Source organism: Anaerolineae bacterium (assembly GCA_011176535.1).
Lineage (GTDB): Bacteria > Chloroflexota > Anaerolineae > Anaerolineales > DRMV01 > DUEP01.
Genome location: DUEP01000001.1, coordinates 15,608 through 34,812, shown reverse-complemented (window position 1 = coordinate 34,812; position 19,205 = coordinate 15,608). Strand labels below are relative to the sequence as shown.

Annotated in this window: 17 protein-coding genes and 1 pseudogene; 7 read left to right on the top strand and 11 right to left on the bottom strand. The window is 64.1% G+C overall.

Annotation, left to right across the window (positions count from 1 at the left end):
• Both G4O04_00160 and G4O04_00155 read right to left on the bottom strand, forming a co-directional pair.
• Positions 1–1,017: a L,D-transpeptidase gene (locus G4O04_00160; GenBank protein HEY56965.1), complete on the bottom strand. Its 1,017-nt coding sequence runs from the start codon at positions 1,015–1,017 to the stop codon at positions 1–3.
• Between the two features lie 10 nt (positions 1,018–1,027).
• Positions 1,028–1,480, bottom strand: coding sequence for a L,D-transpeptidase (locus G4O04_00155; protein HEY56964.1), 453 nt, complete (start codon positions 1,478–1,480; stop codon positions 1,028–1,030).
• On the opposite strand from G4O04_00155, the pseudogene G4O04_00150 reads away from it, so the two are divergent.
• A pseudogene (locus G4O04_00150) lies at positions 1,422–1,574 on the top strand (phytochelatin synthase). The gene G4O04_00155 and the pseudogene G4O04_00150 overlap by 59 nt on opposite strands.
• Before the next feature lie 469 nt (positions 1,575–2,043).
• On the opposite strand, the gene G4O04_00145 reads toward G4O04_00150, so the two are convergent.
• From G4O04_00145 to G4O04_00105, 9 genes are all read right to left on the bottom strand, one after another.
• Positions 2,044–2,922: an N-acetylmuramoyl-L-alanine amidase gene (locus tag G4O04_00145; protein ID HEY56963.1), complete on the bottom strand. Its 879-nt coding sequence runs from the start codon at positions 2,920–2,922 to the stop codon at positions 2,044–2,046.
• 363 nt (positions 2,923–3,285) lie between these two features.
• On the bottom strand, positions 3,286–4,536 hold the full coding sequence (locus G4O04_00140) for a Glu/Leu/Phe/Val dehydrogenase (GenBank protein ID HEY56962.1): 1,251 nt from the start codon (positions 4,534–4,536) through the stop codon (positions 3,286–3,288).
• 89 nt (positions 4,537–4,625) lie between these two features.
• On the bottom strand, positions 4,626–5,921 hold the full coding sequence (locus G4O04_00135; GenBank protein ID HEY56961.1) for a Glu/Leu/Phe/Val dehydrogenase: 1,296 nt from the start codon (positions 5,919–5,921) through the stop codon (positions 4,626–4,628).
• 148 nt (positions 5,922–6,069) lie between these two features.
• The gene (gene gatB / locus G4O04_00130) at positions 6,070–7,566 is read right to left on the bottom strand and encodes an Asp-tRNA(Asn)/Glu-tRNA(Gln) amidotransferase subunit GatB (protein HEY56960.1); all 1,497 of its coding nucleotides are present in this window, start codon (positions 7,564–7,566) and stop codon (positions 6,070–6,072) included.
• A 33-nt stretch (positions 7,567–7,599) separates the two neighbouring features.
• Complete coding sequence (locus G4O04_00125) at positions 7,600–9,129, bottom strand: trypsin-like peptidase domain-containing protein (protein HEY56959.1); 1,530 nt, start codon at positions 9,127–9,129, stop codon at positions 7,600–7,602.
• Positions 9,130–9,249: 120 nt separating this feature from the next.
• Positions 9,250–10,434 carry an aminotransferase class I/II-fold pyridoxal phosphate-dependent enzyme gene (locus G4O04_00120; protein ID HEY56958.1) on the bottom strand — a complete coding sequence of 395 codons (1,185 nt, stop codon included), beginning with the start codon at positions 10,432–10,434 and terminating at the stop codon, positions 9,250–9,252.
• On the bottom strand, positions 10,431–11,546 hold the full coding sequence (gene ald, locus G4O04_00115) for an alanine dehydrogenase (GenBank protein ID HEY56957.1): 1,116 nt from the start codon (positions 11,544–11,546) through the stop codon (positions 10,431–10,433). The genes G4O04_00120 and ald overlap by 4 nt, the downstream gene beginning before the upstream one ends.
• Positions 11,547–11,660: 114 nt before the next feature.
• Positions 11,661–11,915: a hypothetical protein gene (locus tag G4O04_00110; GenBank protein ID HEY56956.1), complete on the bottom strand. Its 255-nt coding sequence runs from the start codon at positions 11,913–11,915 to the stop codon at positions 11,661–11,663.
• Between the two features lie 2 nt (positions 11,916–11,917).
• Positions 11,918–12,910 carry an NTP transferase domain-containing protein gene (locus G4O04_00105; GenBank protein HEY56955.1) on the bottom strand — a complete coding sequence of 331 codons (993 nt, stop codon included), beginning with the start codon at positions 12,908–12,910 and terminating at the stop codon, positions 11,918–11,920.
• Positions 12,911–13,064: 154 nt separating this feature from the next.
• Here G4O04_00105 and frr point away from each other — a divergent pair, with 154 nt between their 5' ends.
• The 6 genes from frr (at position 13,065) to G4O04_00075 (ending at position 19,191) form a co-directional block, all read left to right on the top strand.
• Complete coding sequence (frr, locus tag G4O04_00100; GenBank protein ID HEY56954.1) at positions 13,065–13,622, top strand: ribosome recycling factor; 558 nt, start codon at positions 13,065–13,067, stop codon at positions 13,620–13,622.
• Positions 13,619–14,401: an isoprenyl transferase gene (locus tag G4O04_00095; GenBank protein HEY56953.1), complete on the top strand. Its 783-nt coding sequence runs from the start codon at positions 13,619–13,621 to the stop codon at positions 14,399–14,401. The genes frr and G4O04_00095 overlap by 4 nt, the downstream gene beginning before the upstream one ends.
• Before the next feature lie 46 nt (positions 14,402–14,447).
• The gene (locus G4O04_00090) at positions 14,448–15,269 is read left to right on the top strand and encodes a phosphatidate cytidylyltransferase (protein ID HEY56952.1); all 822 of its coding nucleotides are present in this window, start codon (positions 14,448–14,450) and stop codon (positions 15,267–15,269) included.
• 78 nt (positions 15,270–15,347) lie between these two features.
• Entirely contained in the window at positions 15,348–16,346 is a 999-nt protein-coding gene (gene glpX, locus G4O04_00085) for a class II fructose-bisphosphatase (GenBank protein HEY56951.1), read from the top strand.
• Positions 16,347–16,397: 51 nt separating this feature from the next.
• Entirely contained in the window at positions 16,398–17,726 is a 1,329-nt protein-coding gene (locus G4O04_00080; GenBank protein HEY56950.1) for a glycoside hydrolase family 1 protein, read from the top strand.
• 70 nt (positions 17,727–17,796) lie between these two features.
• Positions 17,797–19,191 carry an MFS transporter gene (locus G4O04_00075; protein HEY56949.1) on the top strand — a complete coding sequence of 465 codons (1,395 nt, stop codon included), beginning with the start codon at positions 17,797–17,799 and terminating at the stop codon, positions 19,189–19,191.
• Positions 19,192–19,205: the final 14 nt, after the last annotated feature.

The following is a 19,205-nucleotide window of genomic DNA, read 5'->3' as shown; positions in this document are numbered from 1 at the left end:
TCAGATGATCTCCACAAGAGTACCGGCCCCTTCACGGTACACATCATCCCGCTCGAAGGGAACCACCGGGTTGGTCCAGCGATAGAGCCAATGGGCGGCCTGGGGGGCTAGGTTGATGCATCCGTGGCTGCGGGGTTTGCCGAAATCGTTGTGCCAGTAGGTGCCGTGGAAGGAAATGCCTTCCCTGGTAATATAGCACACCCAGGGCACCCCCGGCAAGTCGTATTCCGGGGCAGCGCGGTTGCCCCGCGCCATGTGGCGGAAGGGGCGCTTGTGGAAGGTCTCGAAACGGCCCAAAGGCGTCCGGTAGTAGCCCATGCCCGTGGTGGTGCGTGCGGCGAAGACCAGGCGCCCGTGCTCAAAGGCCATCACCAGTTGCTTGCCCAGGTGGACCACGATTTTCTTGGCCTCCGGGGGAACCTCAGGGGAAAGGGGGGTGACATCCTGGGAGGTGAGCAGGCGCAGGTGGCGGGCCAGGGCGTAGTACTTGAAGTCCCATTTGTCGTCCTGGATTTCGTACCAGGCCTGACCGTCTTCGCCGCTGACCAGGGCGGTGACCCAATGCACCGTAGCGTAGTAGAGGCGGTACACGGGTCGGTGGTCGGCCAGGGGCTGCCAGTAGGCGTCGGTGTAGGGCACGGTCACCTCGGCCAGCCTCCCTCCTTCGGGCACGGGTTGGGGCTGTTGAATGACCGTACGCACGGGCTGTACCGGCCCGGAGTGCACATATCCCTGACCGGGGATGTAGTACCAGATGCGGTTGTAGATCGGTTCGCCCTCGCCCAGGACGGCGGCGGCGATGGGGAACACATCATCCCGCCAGAACATTTTGCGCCACACCCCTTTGCGAGAGGGGCGATCATAAACGCCCACCTCGTCCCAGGCCACGCGGCCCTGCAAATCCTGGGGAAAGGCGGCTTTGAGACTCCGGCCTTCCCATCGTGTGGGCAGGGCAAAGCCCAACAGGCTCAACGCCGTGAGTCGGAGAAAGTCGCGTCGGGAAAGGTCCCGCTTCATAAGCCTCGTTTCACGGGTGGATGTTGACCACGGTGCCTACCGAGGCCCAGTAGAAAAGCCATTCGGCATCCGGCGTGCGCATGTTGATGCACCCATGGCTCATCGGGGTGCCGAAGTTGTTGTGCCAGTAGGTGCCGTGGATGCCGTAGCCTAGGTAAAAATACATGGTGTAGGGGACATTGGGCAGGTAGTAGCCCGGCCCGGACATGTCGGTGTAGCGGTATTTGACATAGATGCGGTAGGTCCCCGTGACCGTGGGGTAGGCCGGAACCCCTGTGGAAACCACGAAGGAGCGCACCAGGCGGGTGCCCTGATAGGCGTAGAGGCGTTGTTGGGAGAGGTCAATGTCGATCCAGCGTTCGTTGGGGCCGACGCCCCAGGGCAGGGGCACGCCGCTGGCTACGATGGGCCGTGGGGTCGGGGGCGGGGGCGGCGTGGAGGTCTTCGTGGGCGTGGGGGTGATGGTGGGCGTGTTCGTCGCGGTGGGCGTAGGGGTGAAGGTGGGCGTGGGCGTGGCTGTGGGCGTGGGGGTAAAGGTGGGGGTTGGCGTAGGGGTGAAGGTCGCCTTGGCGAGACCACGCACCACGAGGCGTGGCGGGGCTTCCTGGGCGGGCAACATGGCCGCGATCCCGGGTACCTGCCGCATGCCGACCCAGAGCACGGCCAGGAGCAAAGCCGCCAGGGCGAACCCCAACCAGCGGAAGAGGGGGGAGGTGGGGCGCACCAACTGCTCGGGGGAGGGCGGCAGCACAGGGGGGCGTTTCTTCTGACGGCGCCAGCGTTGTAAAGCCCAACGCAACGCCTGACGGGCGCGCGGGTCCTGGGGAGCCAGTTCCACGGCGCGGGTGGCGTAAGCCACCGCCGCCCGCGGCGTAGCCACGGCGGTCAGGAGCAGCCACGGCTCGGCCCAGGTGGGGTCCAGCCGGGCAGCCAGGGCGGCCCAGCGACGGGCGGCGCGTTGGTCGCCCTGGCGAAACGCGCGCCAGGCCCGGCTGAAGGCTTGTTGGGCAGACGGCCTGGACGGGTTCACGGTTCCCCCGTGCTCGACGCGGCCGGTGCGGTGCCGGTGGGCAGCACCAGCGGTTCGTTGCGCAAATAGCAAAGGATGCTCGCGGCGATGCCTTGGGCCACCTGGTCAGGATGGTTGACCAGCAGGTTGTAGTCCTTTTCGTGCGCCAGAAAGCCAGTCTCGATGATCACCGCCGGGGTATTGGGGTCGATTTCGTCGAAGGCGTGGTATTCGGTCATGTCCCTGGTGATGGTGGAGGGGTGAAAGGTCAGCCCGGTGATGGCGCTGTAGCGGTATTCCAGGCAGCGCTTGAATTGGGCGGCCTGGATGGCGACCTTTTGCGGCACGGCCGAAGCAAAGGCCAGCTTGAAGCCGCTCACCTTCTCGCCGTATTCCGGCGGCCACACGCAGACATCGGCATGGATGGACAGAAGCACATCCGCCCGGTAATTTTGCAGGCGGGGGTCCTTCTCCTGGAGCAGGTCCACCTTCACCCCGGCTTTTTCCAGCTTCTGCTGAACCCGGCGGGCGATTTCGTAGTTCACCTGTTGCTCGGTGACGCCATTGGGGCAGGTGGCTCCGCTGTCCAGCCCCCAATGGCCGGCCACGATGCCCACATGGGCGGCGTTGGTGCCGGTAGGGGTGGGAAGGTACACCAGCCCTCCCGAGGTTCCATAAGGCGAAGCCTCCCAAGGTAGGCGGACGCGCAGTTGGGCCGCCTGGTAGGGCGAAAAGGTGATCAGGAGCAGACCGGCCAGCAACGACCAGAACACCCCGCGCAGGAACAGGCTGAGCACACTTTCCTGCTCCTGGCCCGCGGCGGCAGGGGAGGGGTTCGCCTGGGGCCGCGGCGGCGGGTCGGGCGCTGTTGAAGGGCGCGGAGGTGAAGAGGTCATGGCAGGGCTCCTGAAAGGAAGACCGGCGCGGATGCCTCCATCTTACATGAAGGCGGGCGAACACGCAAGGGTAGCGTGTTGAGGTTCGGACAAGATACAAGAGCCGGCCGTCCTGGCATGGCCTCGGGCCTCACGGCGCAGCACCGCTGCACCTCTACGAGGCCCTTGACACGACATAAGATGTGTGGCTCTTTGTGGGTTGCCGCACCTTCCTAAGGGTGTCCCAACTCCTATCCTGACTTCAGTGGCACGGAGTTTCCCGGCAGCGCCACCAGCAGAGCAGGAAATGTGCCAGAAGGGGGGAAGAGAAAAACAGCCCCCGGAGGCCATGGGCTTCCGGGGGCGGCAGGACTTCGAGGGCCATCAGACCCAACCGCGCAACTTCATGGTCTCGGCCACGCGCTCCACGGCTACCATGTAGGCGGCCAGCCGGTTGTGCACCTTGGCCTCTTGGGCCATGGTGTGCACGGCATGAAAGGCTTTCGTGATCTTGGCATCCAGCCGCTGGTACACCGTCTCCTCGTCCCAGTAGAAGTCGTAGGCGTTTTGCACCATCTCGAAGTAGGAGACGGTCACCCCGCCGGCGTTGCACAGGAAGTCGGGGATGACATACTGCCCCTTGTCGTGCAGGATGAGGTCGGCCTCGGGGGTGGTGGGGCCGTTGGCCAGTTCAACGATGATCTTCCCCTTGACCCGAGCAGCATTGGCCTCGGTGATCACTTCTTCCAGAGCCGCCGGGATGAGCACAGCCACATCCAACTCCAGCAGTTCTTCGTTGGTGATGTTTTCGGCACCGGGGAAGTTGATCACCGAGCCGGTCTTTTTCTTGTGCTCGAGCACCGCGGCGTATTCCAACCCCTGAGGGTTGTAGATACCGCCTTTGGAGTCCGACACGGCCACCACTTTGAGGTTGAACATCTCCACGCCCAGTTTGTGGGCAAAGGTGCCGGCGTTGCCGTAGCCCTGGATGGCCGTGGTGGCGCTGTTCAGGTTGATCCCAAGCGCCTTGGCTGCCTCGCGCAGGGTGTACATCCCGCCGCGGGCGGTGGCGTCTATGCGGCCAACGGACCCGCCCAGGGGTAGCGGCTTCCCGGTGATCATGCCGAACTCGTTGTAGCCCTGCATCACCGAGAACTCGTCCATCATCCAGGCCATGATTTGCGGGTTGGTGTACACATCGGGCGCGGGGACGTCCTTTTCCAGCCCCAGCATGGCCGTGCCGATGGCACGGATGTATGCGCGGGAGAGCCGCTCCAGTTCGCCCTGGGACATTTGACGGGGGTCGCAGATCACGCCGCCTTTGGCCCCGCCCAGGGGGATGTCCACCACGGCGGTCTTCCAGGTCATCCAGGCGGCCAGGGCGCGCACCGTGTCGATGGTCTCATCGGGGTGGAAGCGAATGCCGCCCTTCGTCGGCCCACGGGCGTCGTTGTACTGGACGCGAAAGCCGTGGAAGACCTTCACGCTGCCATCGTCCATGCGCACGGGGAAGGTAACATGAATCTCTCGCTTGGGCCAACGGAGCAGTTGATGGGTGGCCTCATCGAGGCCCAACTTCTCCGCGGCTTGGTCCAACTGCTGCTGCGCGATTTCGAAGGGATTGCGGTAACTCATGGGTTCCTCCTTATAACTTGATAACTTGGTAGTGAAGAACGGCAACCCAACAAAAACACGCTGCCTGACGGCAGCGTGTTTTGGGCCGACTAAATCCAGCCGCGCACCTCCATGGCCTTGACCACCCTGTCGATGGCCACCATGTAGGCCGCGTCGCGCATGTAGACCCTTTCTTCGGCGGAGAGGCGATACACTCCGTGGAAGGCTTCGGTCATCTTGGCGTCCAGCCGTTCCAGCACTTCCTCGCGGGGCCAGTAGTAGTTCATGTCGTTCTGGACGCTCTCGAAGTAGGACACCGTGACTCCACCGGCGTTGCACAGGAAATCCGGGATGACGAAGATGTCCTTGCGGTCTTTCCGCAGCACCTCGTCGGCTTCGGGGGTGGTGGGGCCGTTGGCGCCTTCGGCCAAAATCTTGACCCGATCGCTGATCCAGTGCACCGTCTCGCCGGTGATCTGCCCTTCCAGGGCGGCCGGGATGAGCACATCCACATCTTTCTTCAGCCAGGCCATGCCCTCTTCGATGAGGTAACCGGCTTCGCGGGCCTTGTCCTTGTCGATGGTGCCGTAAGTGTCGGTGATGGAGATGAGGAAGTGGGGGTCGATGCCGTCGGGATGGCTTACGGTGTAGGCGGTGCGATCCGTCCGGTCCCAATAGGAGACGCAGGCCACTTTGCCGCCCAGGATCTCGGTGAAACCGATGGCCGTATGTTGGGCTACATTGCCGAACCCCTGGATGGCCGCCACGCTCTGAGAGGGGTCTATCTTGAGAAGTTTCATGGCTTCCCGGATTTGGTAGATCACCCCGTACCCGGTGGCTTCGGTGCGCCCTAACGAGCCACCGCCATTCACGGGTTTGCCAGTGATCACTCCGGGGGTGTACTCTCCCACCAGTTTGGAGTACTCGTCCATCATCCAACCCATCATCTGGGGGGTGGTGCCCACATCGGGCGCGGGGACATCAATGCGGGGGCCGATATTCCGCCAGATGTGGTCGATCCAACCCCGGCAGAGCCGTTCCAGTTCGGTCTTTGAGAGCGAGGCGGGGTCCACCGCCACGCCGCCTTTGCCGCCGCCCAGCGGGATGTTGGCCACGGCGGTCTTCCAGGTCATCCACATCGCCAGCGCGCGGATGGTGTCGATGGTCTCGGCGGGGTGGAAGCGAATGCCGCCCTTGGCCGGGCCGCGGGCGTCGTTGTGTTGCACCCGATAGCCGAAAAATACCCGGACGGACCCATCGTCCATCCGCACGGGAACCTGAAAGCGATACTCCCGTAAAGGCCAGCGCAGCATCTGGCGAACCGTTTCGTCCAGGCCCAACAACTCCGCCACATAGTCGAACTGTTGCTGCGCCATTTCAAAGGTGTTGACAGTGCGTTTCCTCATTATTGTCCTCGCCAACAAAAAGATAAAGCGGGGCCCTCTGGGTGGGTCACCCGCTTGTCCACGACCTCCTTGGGTTTAGCCGGCACCAAAGCGTACTCATGCTCTTGATCCTGCTTGGAGCGACATCCCTACACCGTCCAATTTCTTTTTACCCTAATTTCGGGGCCTCGTCAAGTCTCTTGCGTTGCGCCAGCCGGGCCAGCAACACTTGCCGCACCACCTGGGGGTTAGCTTTGCCCCGCGCTTTGCGCATCACCTGACCAAAGAGGAAGTTGGCCACCCCCTCCTTGCCGTTGAGGTAGGTTTCCACTTCTTTGGGGAACTCAGCCAGCACTTCGTCCACCCAGCGGGCGATTTGCGCTTCGTCGGACACCTGCCGCAGCCCGCGGGCCTCGATGATGGCCTGGGCCGACCGACCGCTCTGCGCCATCTCGGCCAGCACCTGCTTGGCCGTGTTTTGGTTGATCTGGCCGCGGCCCACAAAGCCCAGTAGTTCGGCCAGGGCCTCCGGGGCGACCGGCGAATCCTCGGCCGAGCGCCCACTGGCGTTCCACAGGGCGAACATCTCGCCGGTGATCCAGTTGGCCACCATCTTAGGCGGCACAGCCTCCCCCGCTGCGGCGACCGTCTGCTCGAAGAAGTCGGCCACGCTGCGCTCTTGTGTGAGCACCTGGGCGTCGTAGGCCGGGAGGCCGTATTGCGCCATGAAGCGCTGGCGTTTGGCCCGTGGCAGTTCGGGTAGGGAGGCCCGCACGGTCTCCAGCCACGCCTCCTCCACGACCAACGGCGGCAGGTCCGGCTCCGGGAAGTAGCGATAGTCGTGCGCTTCCTCCTTGCTGCGCTGGGCGAAGAGGCGCTGCTCGGCTTCGTTCCAGCCCAGGGTCTGCTGCTGCACCGTTTCGCCCCGTTCCAGCAGGGCGATCTGGCGCTCGATTTCCTGGGCCACAGCGCGCTCCAGGGCGCGGAAACTGTTCAGGTTCTTGATTTCGGTGCGGGTGCCCAGCCGCTGGTTACCTTTGGGGCGCACCGAGACATTGGCCTCGAAGCGGATGACACCCTTCTCCATGTCGCCCGAGTTCACGCCTAAGTAGCGCAGGATCTGGCGCAGGGTGGTGGCGTAGGCCACCGCCTCTTCTACGGAGTGCATGTCCGGCTCGGAGACGATTTCCAGCAACGGCACCCCGGCGCGGTTGAGGTCAACCAAAGAGTAAGTGCGGCCATCGGGCGTCTGGAGGTGGGTGAGTTTCCCGGTGTCTTCTTCCAGATGGACGCGGCGCACGCGGATGGTGCGTTCTCCTTGAGAGGTGATCATCACCAGGCGTCCATTGCGCGCCAGGGGAAGTTCGTACTGCGAAATCTGGTAGCCTTTGGGCAGGTCGGGGTAAAAGTAGTTCTTCCGGGCGAAGATGCTGGTCTGGTTGATGGTGCATTCCAGGGCCAGCGCTACCCGCAGGGCGTATTCCACGGCTTTTTCGTTGACCACCGGCAGCGTGCCGGGCATCCCGGCGCACACCGGGCATACGGCGGTGTTGGGCTCCGCTGTGGTGGCGTCCACCACCGGGCAGGCGCAGAACATTTTGGAGCGGGTTTGTAGTTCGGCGTGGACTTCCAGGCCGATGACCGGTTGGTATTCTTGGATGCTCATGGGGTGTACAACGCTCCTTGGTGCAGGGTAAAGCTAAGGTTGGCGCAGGACGAAGTCATCGAACAGCACGCCGAAGCCGGGCGTATCCCAGGTGCCCACGATCATGCCCACATCGCCGGTGCTGAACTCCTGGTCGTGGGCTTCGGCGACCACTTTGCCGTTGACCACCAGTTTCAGGCTGCTGCCTAAGCAAGCGGCTTCGATGGTGTAAGCATCCAGCCCGCGGAGCGCGGGCGGAAGTCTTTTCCATTGTACCAGGGGAACATGTTCCCCATGGCTACGTTTCCAGATGCTGGCGAAGCCGTCTTCAGAGATTTCCAACCTATAAAAGTTGTCGGCATCCTGATAGCGACAGATCAGCCCGAAGTCGCCGTCGCCCACCGAAGTCTCCACCCGGGCGGTGACGCCGATAATGACATTGCGCAGTTGGTAGCCGGCCTTGACCCATAAGAGCAGTTGGGCGGTGTTTACCTGCATCAGGTACGCCCCGTCCCGATAGGCGGTCTCGCCGTCGGCGTCCTGCCCCACGGGCCAACCGGTAGTGGGGTCGGAGAAGTCGTCCTCGTAGATGATGCGGCCCTGGGGCAAGGAGGCGCTGGGCGCGGGCGTTTGCACCAAAGGCTTGCCTTCCAGCGCGGCCTGGATGAGGGGCCTGGCCAGGTTGATGGGGCGCAGGGCGTTGATGAACCCGCCCAGCGGGATACAAGTGTCGTTCTCGTCGATGACGCCGTCGTTGTTGGTGTCGGCCAACTGACGGCAGTCCACGATTTCGTTGCCGTTGTCTCCGACGCCCAACTGGGTGGGCACGCCCACCAGTTCCCCTTGCGCGTTGGCGGCCAACCCGCCGCTGTTCCCGCTGGCGATGGTGGCGCTGGTCTTGATCCAGGCGCGCTCGCCGTAGCCCGCTTCGGCGGTGAAACCGCTGACCTCCCCCTTGGTCAGGGTGATGGTGGAGCCGCCGATGCCCGGGTAACCCAGGATGATCAGGCTGTCGCCCAGATGCAGGGTGTCCGAGTCCCCCACCGGGAGATGCAGGGTTTTCGGGTCCACCGGGTTGCCGTGGATGTCGGCGGTGATGCGGATGACGGCCAGGTCCAGACGCTCATCGGCCTGCACCACTTCGGCCAGATAGCGGGGGGTGGGAGGCCGATCCTCGGCCTCGGTGATGAGCACCTGAAGTTGATCCACCCGCTCGCCGGGCTTGGTGGGCAGCACCACATGGGCGTTGGTCAGGATGTATCCGCGGGGGCCGATGATGGTGCCCGAACCGCTCCACACCGGCTCCAGGCCGTTGCCCAGGTCTGCCCAGGTGATGATTTCCACCACGGCGCGGTAGAGTTGCTGCCTTTGAAGGACCTGGGCGGTCGGGGTGGCGGTGGCCTGCGGCAGGGAGACGGAGGTGGGAGTCGACACGGTGGTTGCGGTGGGCAGGGCGGGGATGAGTGAGGGTTGAGGGGTGGCTTCCAGCGTGCTTCCCAGCACCAGCAATCCGCCCAGGACCAAAGCCCCTAAGCAGACTACAAGCACCGCAATCGTGCCGCAACCGATGACCACGTTGCGCATAAGATCACTCTTGCACCTACGGAAGAAACAAAGGACCGTGTGCCCCTAAGTGTACCTTAAAATTTCAAGACCTGACAGACGGCAGAGGCTGCCAGGTCTTGGAAAAGGAAGACGCTTTTTTTAATGAACCCGCAGCCGCTGCACGAAGCGGGCCATCCGCTCTAACGCCGCCTCGATTTTCTCGTAGGCCGTGGCGTAGGAGCAGCGGATGAAGCCTTCCCCGCCCGGGCCGAAGGCCGAGCCGGGCACCACGGCCACCTCTTCCTCCTCCAGCAGGCGCCAGGCAAAGGCCTCGTCGTCCAGGCCAGTGCCGCGCACCTCGGCGAAAGCGTAAAAGGCCCCTTGCGGCTCGCGGGTGGTCAACCCCATGGCGTTCAGCCCGTCCACGATAAGCCGCCGTCGGCGGTCGTACTCGGCGCGCATGGCCGCCACGGCATCGGCGGCCCGGGGGTTTTGCAGGGCTTCTAAGGCCGCGTACTGGGCTATGGCGGGCGCGGCCATGATGAGGTGCTGGTGAATGCGCAGCAGGGCCTGGAGGATGGGAGCCGGGGCGGCAGCGTAGCCCAACCGCCAGCCGGTCATGGCATAGTCTTTGGAAAACCCACCCAACAGCACCGTGCGCGGCCAGGCCCCTCCCAGCGCCGGGAAGCAGATATGCTCTGTATCGTAGACCAGTTGGTCGTAGATCTCGTCGGAGATGACCACCAGGTCGTGTTCTTCTGCAAAGCGCGTCAGGGCTTCCATGGCCTCGCGCCGCGCCGCGGCCCCGGTGGGGTTGTGGGGGTAATTGATGAGGATGGCCTTGGTGCGCGGGCTGAGGTGTTGGGCCAGCGCCTCGATGTTGGGCTGGAAGTCATCCTCGGCCCGCAGGGGCACCTCCACCGGCACGCCCCCGGCCAGGGTGATCATGGCGGGGTAGGCCACGAAGCAGGGGGTGGGCAGCAGGACCTCGTCGCCGGGGTCCAGCAAAGCGGCCAGGGCCAGGAAAAGCCCCTCAGACACCCCCACGGTGAGCACGATTTCCTGTTGCGGGTCGTAGTGCACCCCATAACGGCGCGCCAGGTGGATGGCGATGGCCTCGCGCAGTTCCAGCAGCCCGGGGTTGGCTGTGTAGCCGATGTCCCCGGTGGCGATGGCCTCGATGCCGGCCTGACGGATGACCTCGGGGGTGGCGAAGTCGGGCTGCCCGATGCCTAAGGAGATGATCTCCGGCCGGGACGCTATGATGTCGAAAAACTTGCGCAACCCGGAGGGTTTGATGGCATGCACCCTCCGGGCAATTTTGGGAGAAAAGGCCACACTCATGCCAGTAACTTCTCCAGGGGGGTGTATTCCAGGCCAAAGGCTTCGGCCACGGCGGGATAGGTCACGGCGCCCTGATAGGTGTTCACCCCTTTGGCCAGCGCCCGGTTGTTCTTCACGGCTTCTTCTAACCCGTGGTTGGCCAGGAGCAGCGCATAAGGCAGGGTGGCGTTGGAGAGGGCGTAGGTGGAAGTGCGCGGCACCGCCCCGGGCATGTTGGTCACGCCGTAGTGGGTGACGCCGTCAACTTCGTAGGTGGGGTGGCTGTGGGTGGTGGGTTTGCTGGTTTCCACGCAGCCGCCCTGATCGATGGCCACATCCACGATCACGCTACCGGGCTTCATGGTGCTCACCATCTCGCGGGTGACCAGTTTGGGCGCCCGGGCGCCGTGGATGAGCACAGCCCCGATGAGCAGGTCGGCGCGCTGGACCGCGTTGGCAATGTTGAGCGGGTTCGAGGCTAAGGTGGTCAGGTTGCCGTGCAGTACGTCTTCCAGGTAGCGCAGGCGGTCGATGTTTTTGTCAATGATGACCACATGGGCGCCCATGCCCAGGGCGATCTTGGCCGCGTTGGTGCCCACCACGCCGCCGCCGATGATGGTGACCTGGGCCGGTCGCACACCGGGGACGCCGCCCAACAACTTGCCGCGCCCGCCGTGGGCCTTTTCGAGGTAATGGGCTCCCACCTGGACGGCCATCCGTCCGGCCACTTCGCTCATCGGGGTCAGCAGCGGCAGCCGCCCGTCGGTCAACTCCACCGTTTCGTAGGCCACGGCGGCCACCTTGCGCCGCAGCAGTTCGTGGGTCAACTCCTCCTCCGCGGCCAGATGGAGGTAGGTGAACAGGAGCAGGCCCTCCCGTAAAAAGCCGTACTCCTCGGGCCGAGGCTCCTTGACCTTCATGATCATTTCTGCGTTGTTCCACACCTCGGCCGCCGTGGGTAGGATTTCGGCGCCGGAGCGGGCGTATTCCTCGTCGGAGAAGCCGCTCCCTTCGCCCGCACTGGCCTGCACCAGCACCCGATGCCCGTGCTGGCGCAACATTTCCACACCGCCGGGCGTCACCGCGACCCGGTATTCGTTGTCTTTGATTTCCTTGGGGACACCGATGATCATGAATGGCCTCCTGGAATGAGGAAAGGTTGAGGAACCCCAGGCGACATCCTGCTCCCGGAAGTGGGGACAGGACGCCCTAGGGGTATGCCGGGAACAGGGAAGCGGGGGCGCTTCCTAAAGTTGTCGCCCCTCCCATTGGGCGGCATCTTCCCGATGGCGGATGTCATAAAGCCGGCCATCCGCCGTCAGCAGGCGAAAGGCCGGCCCTTCGGGAGTCTGCCAGCGGGCCACGATGCGCTGCACGGTCACCCATTGACTTTCCCAGCGCAGCGCTTGAGGCTCCTGAGCGTAACGGTACTCGGAGCGACAGCGCACCTCGATGGGCTGCCAGGGCTGGGTGAGCCGATCCCATGGGTTGGGGCGACGCATGGCTAAAACTCGATGTGGGAATGATCGCCGATGTTCAGCCTTTGGGGATGGCCCTGGATGCGGGCGTATTGGCCCACCAGGCTGCCATCGAGCACGCATTGGCTGACCTCGGCGTGGTCGTCCAGAATGGTGTCGCGGAGCACGGCCCGGAACACCCTGGCCTGGGCGCCGATGGATACATGGGGGCCGATGACGGCCTCCTCCACCTGGGCCGTGGGGTGGATGTACACCGGGGGGATGATGGTCACCCCGGGGCGCGGCGTTTCCCAGGTGTTGTCCCGCCCGTTGGCCAGCAGATAGCGGTTGGTCTCCAACAGGGCCTCAGGCGTCCCGGCGTCCAGCCAGATGTTCACGGATTGGGTACGCATCCGCAGCCCGCGTTGCAGCATTAGGTTGATGGCGTCGGCCAGGTAGTACTCGCCTTTGGTCTTGATGTCTTGGCTGATTTGCTCTTCCACGGCGGCGGCCAGGTCGCGGCCCTCGGGGAAGTAGTAACACCCGACCACGGCCAGGTGGTGCTCGGTAGTATCGGGTTTTTCGATGATACGTTGCACATAGCCCTGCTCGTCGGGCACGGCCACACCGAACCGCCGGGGGTCTTCTACCGGCTTCACCCAGGCGATGCCTTCGTCGGGTGGGTTCGCCAGAAAGGCGAAGTCGGCTTCCATAATGGTGTCCACGAAAATCATCAACACTGGGCCCTCTAAAAAGTCGCGGGCCAGGTACAGGGCGTGGGATTGTCCCCACCGCTCCGTTTGCTCCACGAAGTGGGCCTTGAGATGAGGATAGTGCTTTTGCAGATAGGCGGGCACTTGCTCGCCCAGGTAACCCACGATGAACACCAGTTCCAGTTGCTCCGCGGGGAGCGCCTGGAACATATCCAGCACATGCCCCAGCACGGTGTTGCCCGCCACCCGCACCAGCGGTTTGGGTTTGCTCCAGGTGTGGGGGCGCAAACGGGTGCCCAAGCCGGCCATGGGCACCACCACCGTCAGTTTTTTGGGGTTCATCGGGCTGTCCTCCCTCGCAGGAATGTGCACTGCTCTGGTGCAGGCAGGATAATTCTACCATCACCTTCACTCGTCGTGGCTGTGATAAAATTGGAGCGTCATTTCATCTTGCCTCGTCCCATGTGCAAGGAGGAGCGCGATGATCAAGGAAGTGTTGCAGGATGCGGAACATCGCATGCAGGGCGCGGTGCGGGTTTTGGAAGATGAGTTGCGCGGCATTCGCACCGGACGGGCAAACCCGGCTCTGGTGGAACGCCTGGAGGTGGAGTACTATGGCGTACCGACACCTTTGATGCAGATTGCCACCATCACCGTGCCGGAGCCCCGCCAGTTGCTCATCAAACCGTTTGACCCTTCCAGCCTGAAGGCCATTGAGAAAGCCATCCGCAACTCGGATTTGGGGTTGACCCCCAACAACGACGGCCACAGCATTCGGCTGATTCTGCCCCCGCTCACCGAGGAGCGCCGGCGGGAGTTGGTCAAGGTGGTCCATCGCCGGGTGGAGGAGGCGCGGGTGGCCATCCGCAATGTGCGCCGGGACGCCATCAAGGACCTGCGGGAATTGGAAGGCGAGAAGATGATTTCCGAGGACGAGCGCAAACGGGCGGAACAGAAGGTGCAGGATTTGACGGACAAGTACATCGAAGAGGCCAATCAGTTGAGTGAAATCAAGGAACGGGAGATTTTAGAGGAATGAGCGACCCTGAGGGACGCCTGCCGGACGCCGAACTGAAAATCCCCACCCATGTGGCGATCATCATGGATGGCAACGGTCGCTGGGCGCGGGCGCGGGGGTTGCCTCGACTGGCTGGTCATCGCGCTGGGGTGGACAACCTCCGGCGCATCATTCGTGCCTGCGTGGAGTTCGGCATCCAGTATCTCACCATTTTCGCCTTTTCCACCGAAAACTGGGCCCGTCCCAAGGAAGAGGTGGACGGGTTGATGAACATCATGGAGGAGGTCATCGATCAGCAGTTGGACGAACTGGATGCCGAGGGCGTGCAGATCCGCCATGTGGGCAAAATGGAAGGCGTGCGGCCCGACCTGCAGGCGAAGATTCGCGCTGCGGTGGAGCGCACGAAGCACAACCGGCGTCTGGTGCTCAATGTGGCCTTCAACTACGGCGGACGGGATGAGATTGTGCAGGCCATCCGCAAGATGATCTGCGACGGCGTGCGCCCGGACGAAGTGGACGAGGCGCTGGTCAGCCGTTATCTCTACACGGCAGACTGTCCGGACCCGGATCTGGTCATCCGCACCTCGGGCGAGGTGCGCATCAGCAATTTTCTGCTCTGGCAGTCGGCCTACGCCGAGTGGTACTTCACGCCGGTGTACTGGCCCGATTTTGACAAAGAGGAGTTGCGCAAGGCCTTGGAAGACTACAGCCGCCGCGAGCGCCGCTTTGGCCGCGTCTCGGAGGATGAGACAGCCCCCTTGGACGACGGCGGAACGGCCTCCGACGGCCCATCTTCGTGAGCGGTCGAGGTGAGCACGGAGCCCACCGCGACAGGAAAGGATGAGCATGCTCCGTGAGCGCGTATTGGTGGTGGTGGTTCTTCTCCCCCTGGGGTTGGGATTGATTTATCTGGGCGGCCTGGCCTTTGTGGCCCTGGTCGCCTTTTTGCTGGGTGTGGCAGCGTGGGAATATGCGAACCTGAGCGCGGCCCTGGGTCGCGGGCCGGCGCGGCCCTTGCTGGTGTTGGCTGCGGTGGGCTTTCCCCTGGCACGCCTGGAATGGGGCACCACCCTGGACTCGGCCCTGCTGACTTTTTTCACCCTGCTCGCCGTGGCCTGGCATCTGGTGGATTACGAGCGCGGCGCGACGGAGAGTGGTACAGACTTTGCCCTTACCCTGAGCGGAGGGGTCTACATCGGCTACCTGGGTGCCTATTTCGTCACCTTGCGCCAGGCGCCCCAGGGTATGTGGTGGCTGTTGCTGGCCCTGCCCACAATTTGGATCGCCGATTCCGGGGCGTATTTCGTGGGCCGGACGATGGGACGCCACCCTTTGGCGCCGCGCCTGAGCCCCAAGAAGACCTGGGAAGGGTATCTGGCCGGCGTGGTCACCGGCGTGCTGGGTGCGGTGGTGCTGGCGGCGGCCTGGAACGCCCTGGCCGGGCCCATCCCCGGGATGAGCGCCGCCCATGCCGCCCTGATGGGGCTGGTCATCGCTGTTTTGGCCCCCTTGGGCGACCTGGCCGAAAGCATGTTCAAGCGGCAGGCCGGGCAGAAGGATTCGGGACGGCTGTTTCCTGGCCACGGAGGCGCTTTTGATCGGATCGATTCCTGGCTGTGGGCCGCGCCGCTGGCCTACGGCCTGTTGGTGTTGTGGCAGTTGGTTTAAGCCTGCCCCTTCGGTAGGGGTGCCCTGGGGGCGTCTCTACCGAAGGGGTAGCGCGAGTTCTTCCCTGGGAGGTACCCTATGAGCAAGACCCTGCAAGGCCGTTCGCCCACCCGCAACCTGGCCATGGAACTGGCGCGGGTGACCGAGGCGGCCGCTCTGGCGGCCGGGCGCTGGGTGGGCCGCGGCGACAAGATTTCTGCCGATCAGGCGGCGGTCGATGCCATGCGCCTGATGCTTAATACCATTGAGATGGACGCCGTCATCGTCATCGGCGAGGGCGAAAAGGATGAAGCCCCCATGCTCTACAACGGCGAACGGGTAGGCACCGGCGAGCCGCCTGAGGTGGACATCGCCGTGGACCCCATCGACGGTACCCGCCCCACGGCTATGGGGTTGCCCAATGCCATCGCTACGGTAGCCGTGGCTCCGCGGGGCACCATGTTCGACCCTGGCCCCTTCGTGTACATGAACAAAATCGCCGTCGGCCCGGAGGCCAGGGGCGTGGTGGATATTGAGGCCCCGGTGGAGGTCAACCTGCGCAATATCGCCAGGGCCAAAGGCAAAGAGGCGCGCGACCTGATGGTGGTCATTCTCGACCGCCCGCGCCACACCGAACTCATCGCCGAGGTGCGCCGCCTGGGCGCGCGCATCAGCCTGATCCCCGATGGCGATGTGGCTGGCGCGTTGATGACTGCCATGCCCGAGGTGGGCGTGGATGTGCTCCTGGGCATCGGCGGGACGCCCGAAGGCGTGCTGGCCGCCTGCGCGTTGCGCGCCATGGGCGGGGAGATTCAGGGCAAACTCTACGCCCGCAACGAGGAGGAGCGCCGTCGCGGCGAGGAGATGGGCTACGATTTCGACAAGGTGCTCACCATGGACGACCTCGTGGCCTCCGACGATGTGTTCTTCGCCGCCACGGGCATTACCAGAGGCTCGTTGTTGCAGGGCGTGAAGTACGAAGCTGAAGGCGCTCGCACCCACAGTCTGGTGGTGCGGGGGTTGACGGGCACGGTGCGCGAAATTTTTGCCTTTCATCGCCTACCCAAGTTGCGCCAAATCAGCGTTATCGAATATTGAGGGTGGGGTGACGCCCCCAAGAAGACGCCTGCCCTCGGTGGAGGTTCCGCAATGACCATCAAGGCTCGGTTTGTGTTCCCCCGCGGTTTTCTCTGGGGTACGGCCACTTCGTCACACCAGGTCGAGGGGCAGAACACGAACAACAACTGGTGGGCCTGGGAGCAGGAGGGGCACATCGCCCAGGGGCACAGCGCGGCCCTGGCCTGCAACTGGTGGGGCGGTCGCTGGCGGGAGGATTTCGACCGCGCCGCCGAGGCCGGGCAGAACGCCCATCGCCTGTCGGTGGAGTGGAGCCGCATCCAGCCGGCCCCTGACCGCTGGGATGAGGAGGCCCTCGACCATTACCGCCAGATGGTGCGGGGGCTGGTGGAGCGCAACCTGACCCCCGTGGTCACCCTGCATCACTTCACCGACCCTTTGTGGCTGAGTGAGCAAGGGGGCTGGGAACGGCCCGAAGTGGTGGCGGCCTTTGCCCGCTATGTGGAAAAGGTGGTCGAGGCGCTCAAGGAGTATGTGCCCCTGTGGTGTACCATCAACGAGCCCAATGTGTATGCCGTGCTGGGCTATGTGACCGGCGAGTTCCCGCCGGGGCGTCAGGATGATGTGCCGAAGGCGCTGCAGGTGATGGAACACATGGCCCGCGCCCACGCTGCAGCTTACGAGGTCATCCATCGCGTGCACCCGGAGGCGAGGGTGGGCCTGGTGCATCATTTGCGGCCCATGCAGGCCGCCCGCCCCTGGTTCCCCCCTGACGGGGTGCTGGCCCGCTGGCAGGATCGGCTGTTCAACGCCTTCTTCTTGCGGGCCTTGGGCGAGGGGGTGTTGTTGACCCCCTGGGGACGACGCAAAGCCCCGGAACTCCGGGGAAAGCAGGACTTCCTCGGGGTGAATTACTACACGGCCGAGCAAGTGGCCTTCACCTGGGCGCCGCAGGCGTTGTTCAGCCGCCGCTTTTACCGCCCGGAGGCCCCGTTGAGCGAGCACGGGGACATCGCCCACGAGCCGCTGGCCTTTGCGCACACGCTGCGCCGGGTGGCCCGCTACGGCCTGCCCATCATCGTCACCGAGAACGGGGTGGAGGACAGTCACGATACCCTGCGCCCCCGTTATCTGGCCGAGCATGTGCACCAGATGTGGCGGGTCATCAACAACAATGTGCCCATCAAGGGCTATTTTCACTGGACCCTGGTGGACAACTTTGAATGGCATCACGGTTGGACGCGGCGCTTTGGCCTCTGGGCCCTGGACCCGGAAACCCAGGTGCGCACCAAACGCCCCAGCGCCGATTTGTACGCGGCCCTTTGCCGTGAGAACGCCCTGGACGCGGAGATGGTGGACACCTTTGCCCCTGCCGCCCGTCCGGCCATTTTCCCGGAGTAAGGAGGCGCGGCGAAGGGGCTTTGACGGCTTCTTCACTGCACGGCATTCTTGACGGAGGTCTTGTGCCCTTATGAACGGGCGTCAACGCAACCGTTTACTGGCTTTGTTGTTCTTCGGCGTGCTCATGGCCGCCATGGATATCGCCATCGTCGGCCCGGCCCTGCCGGCCATTCGGGACGCCTTTGGCGTCAGTGACCGGGAGGTTTCCTGGGTCTTTACGGCCTATCTGCTCTTTAACCTGATCGGCACGCCCCTGATGGCCAAGTTGGCCGACCGTTTGGGGCGGCGCTCGGTGTATGTGGCCGATGTGGTGTTGTTTGCCGTGGGGTCGGTGGTGGTGGCCCTGGCGCCTTCGCTGGCCGTGGTGGTGGTCGGGCGGGCATTGCAGGGCTTTGGCGCGGGGGGCATTTTCCCCGTGGCTTCGGCGGTCATCGGCGACACCTTCCCCCCCGAGCGGCGAGGGCGGGCGCTGGGACTCATCGGCTCGGTGTTCGGCATTGCCTTCATCATCGGCCCGATTTTCGGTGGCGTGTTGCTGCGTTTTGGCTGGCAGATGCTCTTCTGGGGGCCGTTGCCTTTCGCTTTGGTGCTCATCCCCTGGGCGTGGCGGGAACTGCCCACCACCCGCGCGGCCGAGATTCACGGTTTGGATTGGGGTGGGCTGTTGGCGCTGAGCGGCTTTCTGGCGGCGCTCACCCTCGGCCTCAATCACCTGGAGGTGGAGCACCTGGCAGCAAGCCTGTATCAGGCAGCCACGGGCGGCTGGCTGGTGGCGGCTCTGATTCTGCTGGGTTTGCTGATCTGGGTGGAGACCCGCGCGGCCGACCCGCTGGTGCGCCCGGCCCTTTTCGGCACCGGGCAGTTGCGCCGGGTCAATGGGTTGGCCTTCGGCGCCGGGGTGATTGAAGGGGCCATGGTCTTCGTCCCCTCATTGCTGGTGGCCGCGTTGGGGCTGACGCCTTCCCAGTCCAGTTTCGCGCTGTTGCCCGCCGTGGCGGCGATGGCCGTGGGCGCTCCGCTGTTTGGGCGTTTGCTTGATGCTCGAGGCTCGCGCCTGGTGGTGATCGTGGGTACCTCGCTCACCACGGTGGGGTTGGCCGTGCTCAGCGGGCCCTCGCTCTCGTGGCCCACCTTCTTGACCGCCAGCGTGCTCTTTGGCCTGGGTCTTTCGGCTTTGCTTGGCGCGCCGTTGCGGTATATCATGCTGAACGAGGTCCCGGCTACGGAGCGTTCCGCTGCCCAGGGAGTGATCTCCTTGATGACCAAAATCGGGCAACTGGTGACCGGCGCGCTGGTGGGCGCGTTGGCCGCCAGTTTGGGTGGCGGCGTCTCGGGTTATCAGAGTGCCTTTCGGGTGTTAACCTTGGTGGCCCTGGGATTGGTGTTCATCGCCTGGAGCCTGAAATCCTTTGCCGAGGAAAGAGGGCGTCGCGATGCTTCTTTGTCGCGAGGGGCGACCAAGTAACCTTCAGGGATGGC

What these genes read in the sequence shown, in the direction of transcription:
- G4O04_00160 (HEY56965.1), bottom strand. Translation starts at nt 1,017, where the DNA reads ATGAAGCGGGACCTTTCCCGACGCGACTTTCTCCGACTCACGGCGTTG.
- G4O04_00145 (HEY56963.1), bottom strand. Translation starts at nt 2,922, where the DNA reads ATGACCTCTTCACCTCCGCGCCCTTCAACAGCGCCCGACCCGCCGCCG.
- G4O04_00140 (HEY56962.1), bottom strand. Translation starts at nt 4,536, where the DNA reads ATGAGTTACCGCAATCCCTTCGAAATCGCGCAGCAGCAGTTGGACCAA.
- G4O04_00135 (HEY56961.1), bottom strand. Translation starts at nt 5,921, where the DNA reads ATGAGGAAACGCACTGTCAACACCTTTGAAATGGCGCAGCAACAGTTC.
- gatB (HEY56960.1), bottom strand. Translation starts at nt 7,566, where the DNA reads ATGAGCATCCAAGAATACCAACCGGTCATCGGCCTGGAAGTCCACGCC.
- G4O04_00125 (HEY56959.1), bottom strand. Translation starts at nt 9,129, where the DNA reads ATGCGCAACGTGGTCATCGGTTGCGGCACGATTGCGGTGCTTGTAGTC.
- G4O04_00120 (HEY56958.1), bottom strand. Translation starts at nt 10,434, where the DNA reads ATGAGTGTGGCCTTTTCTCCCAAAATTGCCCGGAGGGTGCATGCCATC.
- ald (HEY56957.1), bottom strand. Translation starts at nt 11,546, where the DNA reads ATGATCATCGGTGTCCCCAAGGAAATCAAAGACAACGAATACCGGGTC.
- G4O04_00110 (HEY56956.1), bottom strand. Translation starts at nt 11,915, where the DNA reads ATGCGTCGCCCCAACCCATGGGATCGGCTCACCCAGCCCTGGCAGCCC.
- frr (HEY56954.1), top strand. Translation starts at nt 13,065, where the DNA reads ATGATCAAGGAAGTGTTGCAGGATGCGGAACATCGCATGCAGGGCGCG.
- G4O04_00095 (HEY56953.1), top strand. Translation starts at nt 13,619, where the DNA reads ATGAGCGACCCTGAGGGACGCCTGCCGGACGCCGAACTGAAAATCCCC.
- G4O04_00090 (HEY56952.1), top strand. Translation starts at nt 14,448, where the DNA reads ATGCTCCGTGAGCGCGTATTGGTGGTGGTGGTTCTTCTCCCCCTGGGG.
- glpX (HEY56951.1), top strand. Translation starts at nt 15,348, where the DNA reads ATGAGCAAGACCCTGCAAGGCCGTTCGCCCACCCGCAACCTGGCCATG.
- G4O04_00080 (HEY56950.1), top strand. Translation starts at nt 16,398, where the DNA reads ATGACCATCAAGGCTCGGTTTGTGTTCCCCCGCGGTTTTCTCTGGGGT.
- G4O04_00075 (HEY56949.1), top strand. Translation starts at nt 17,797, where the DNA reads ATGAACGGGCGTCAACGCAACCGTTTACTGGCTTTGTTGTTCTTCGGC.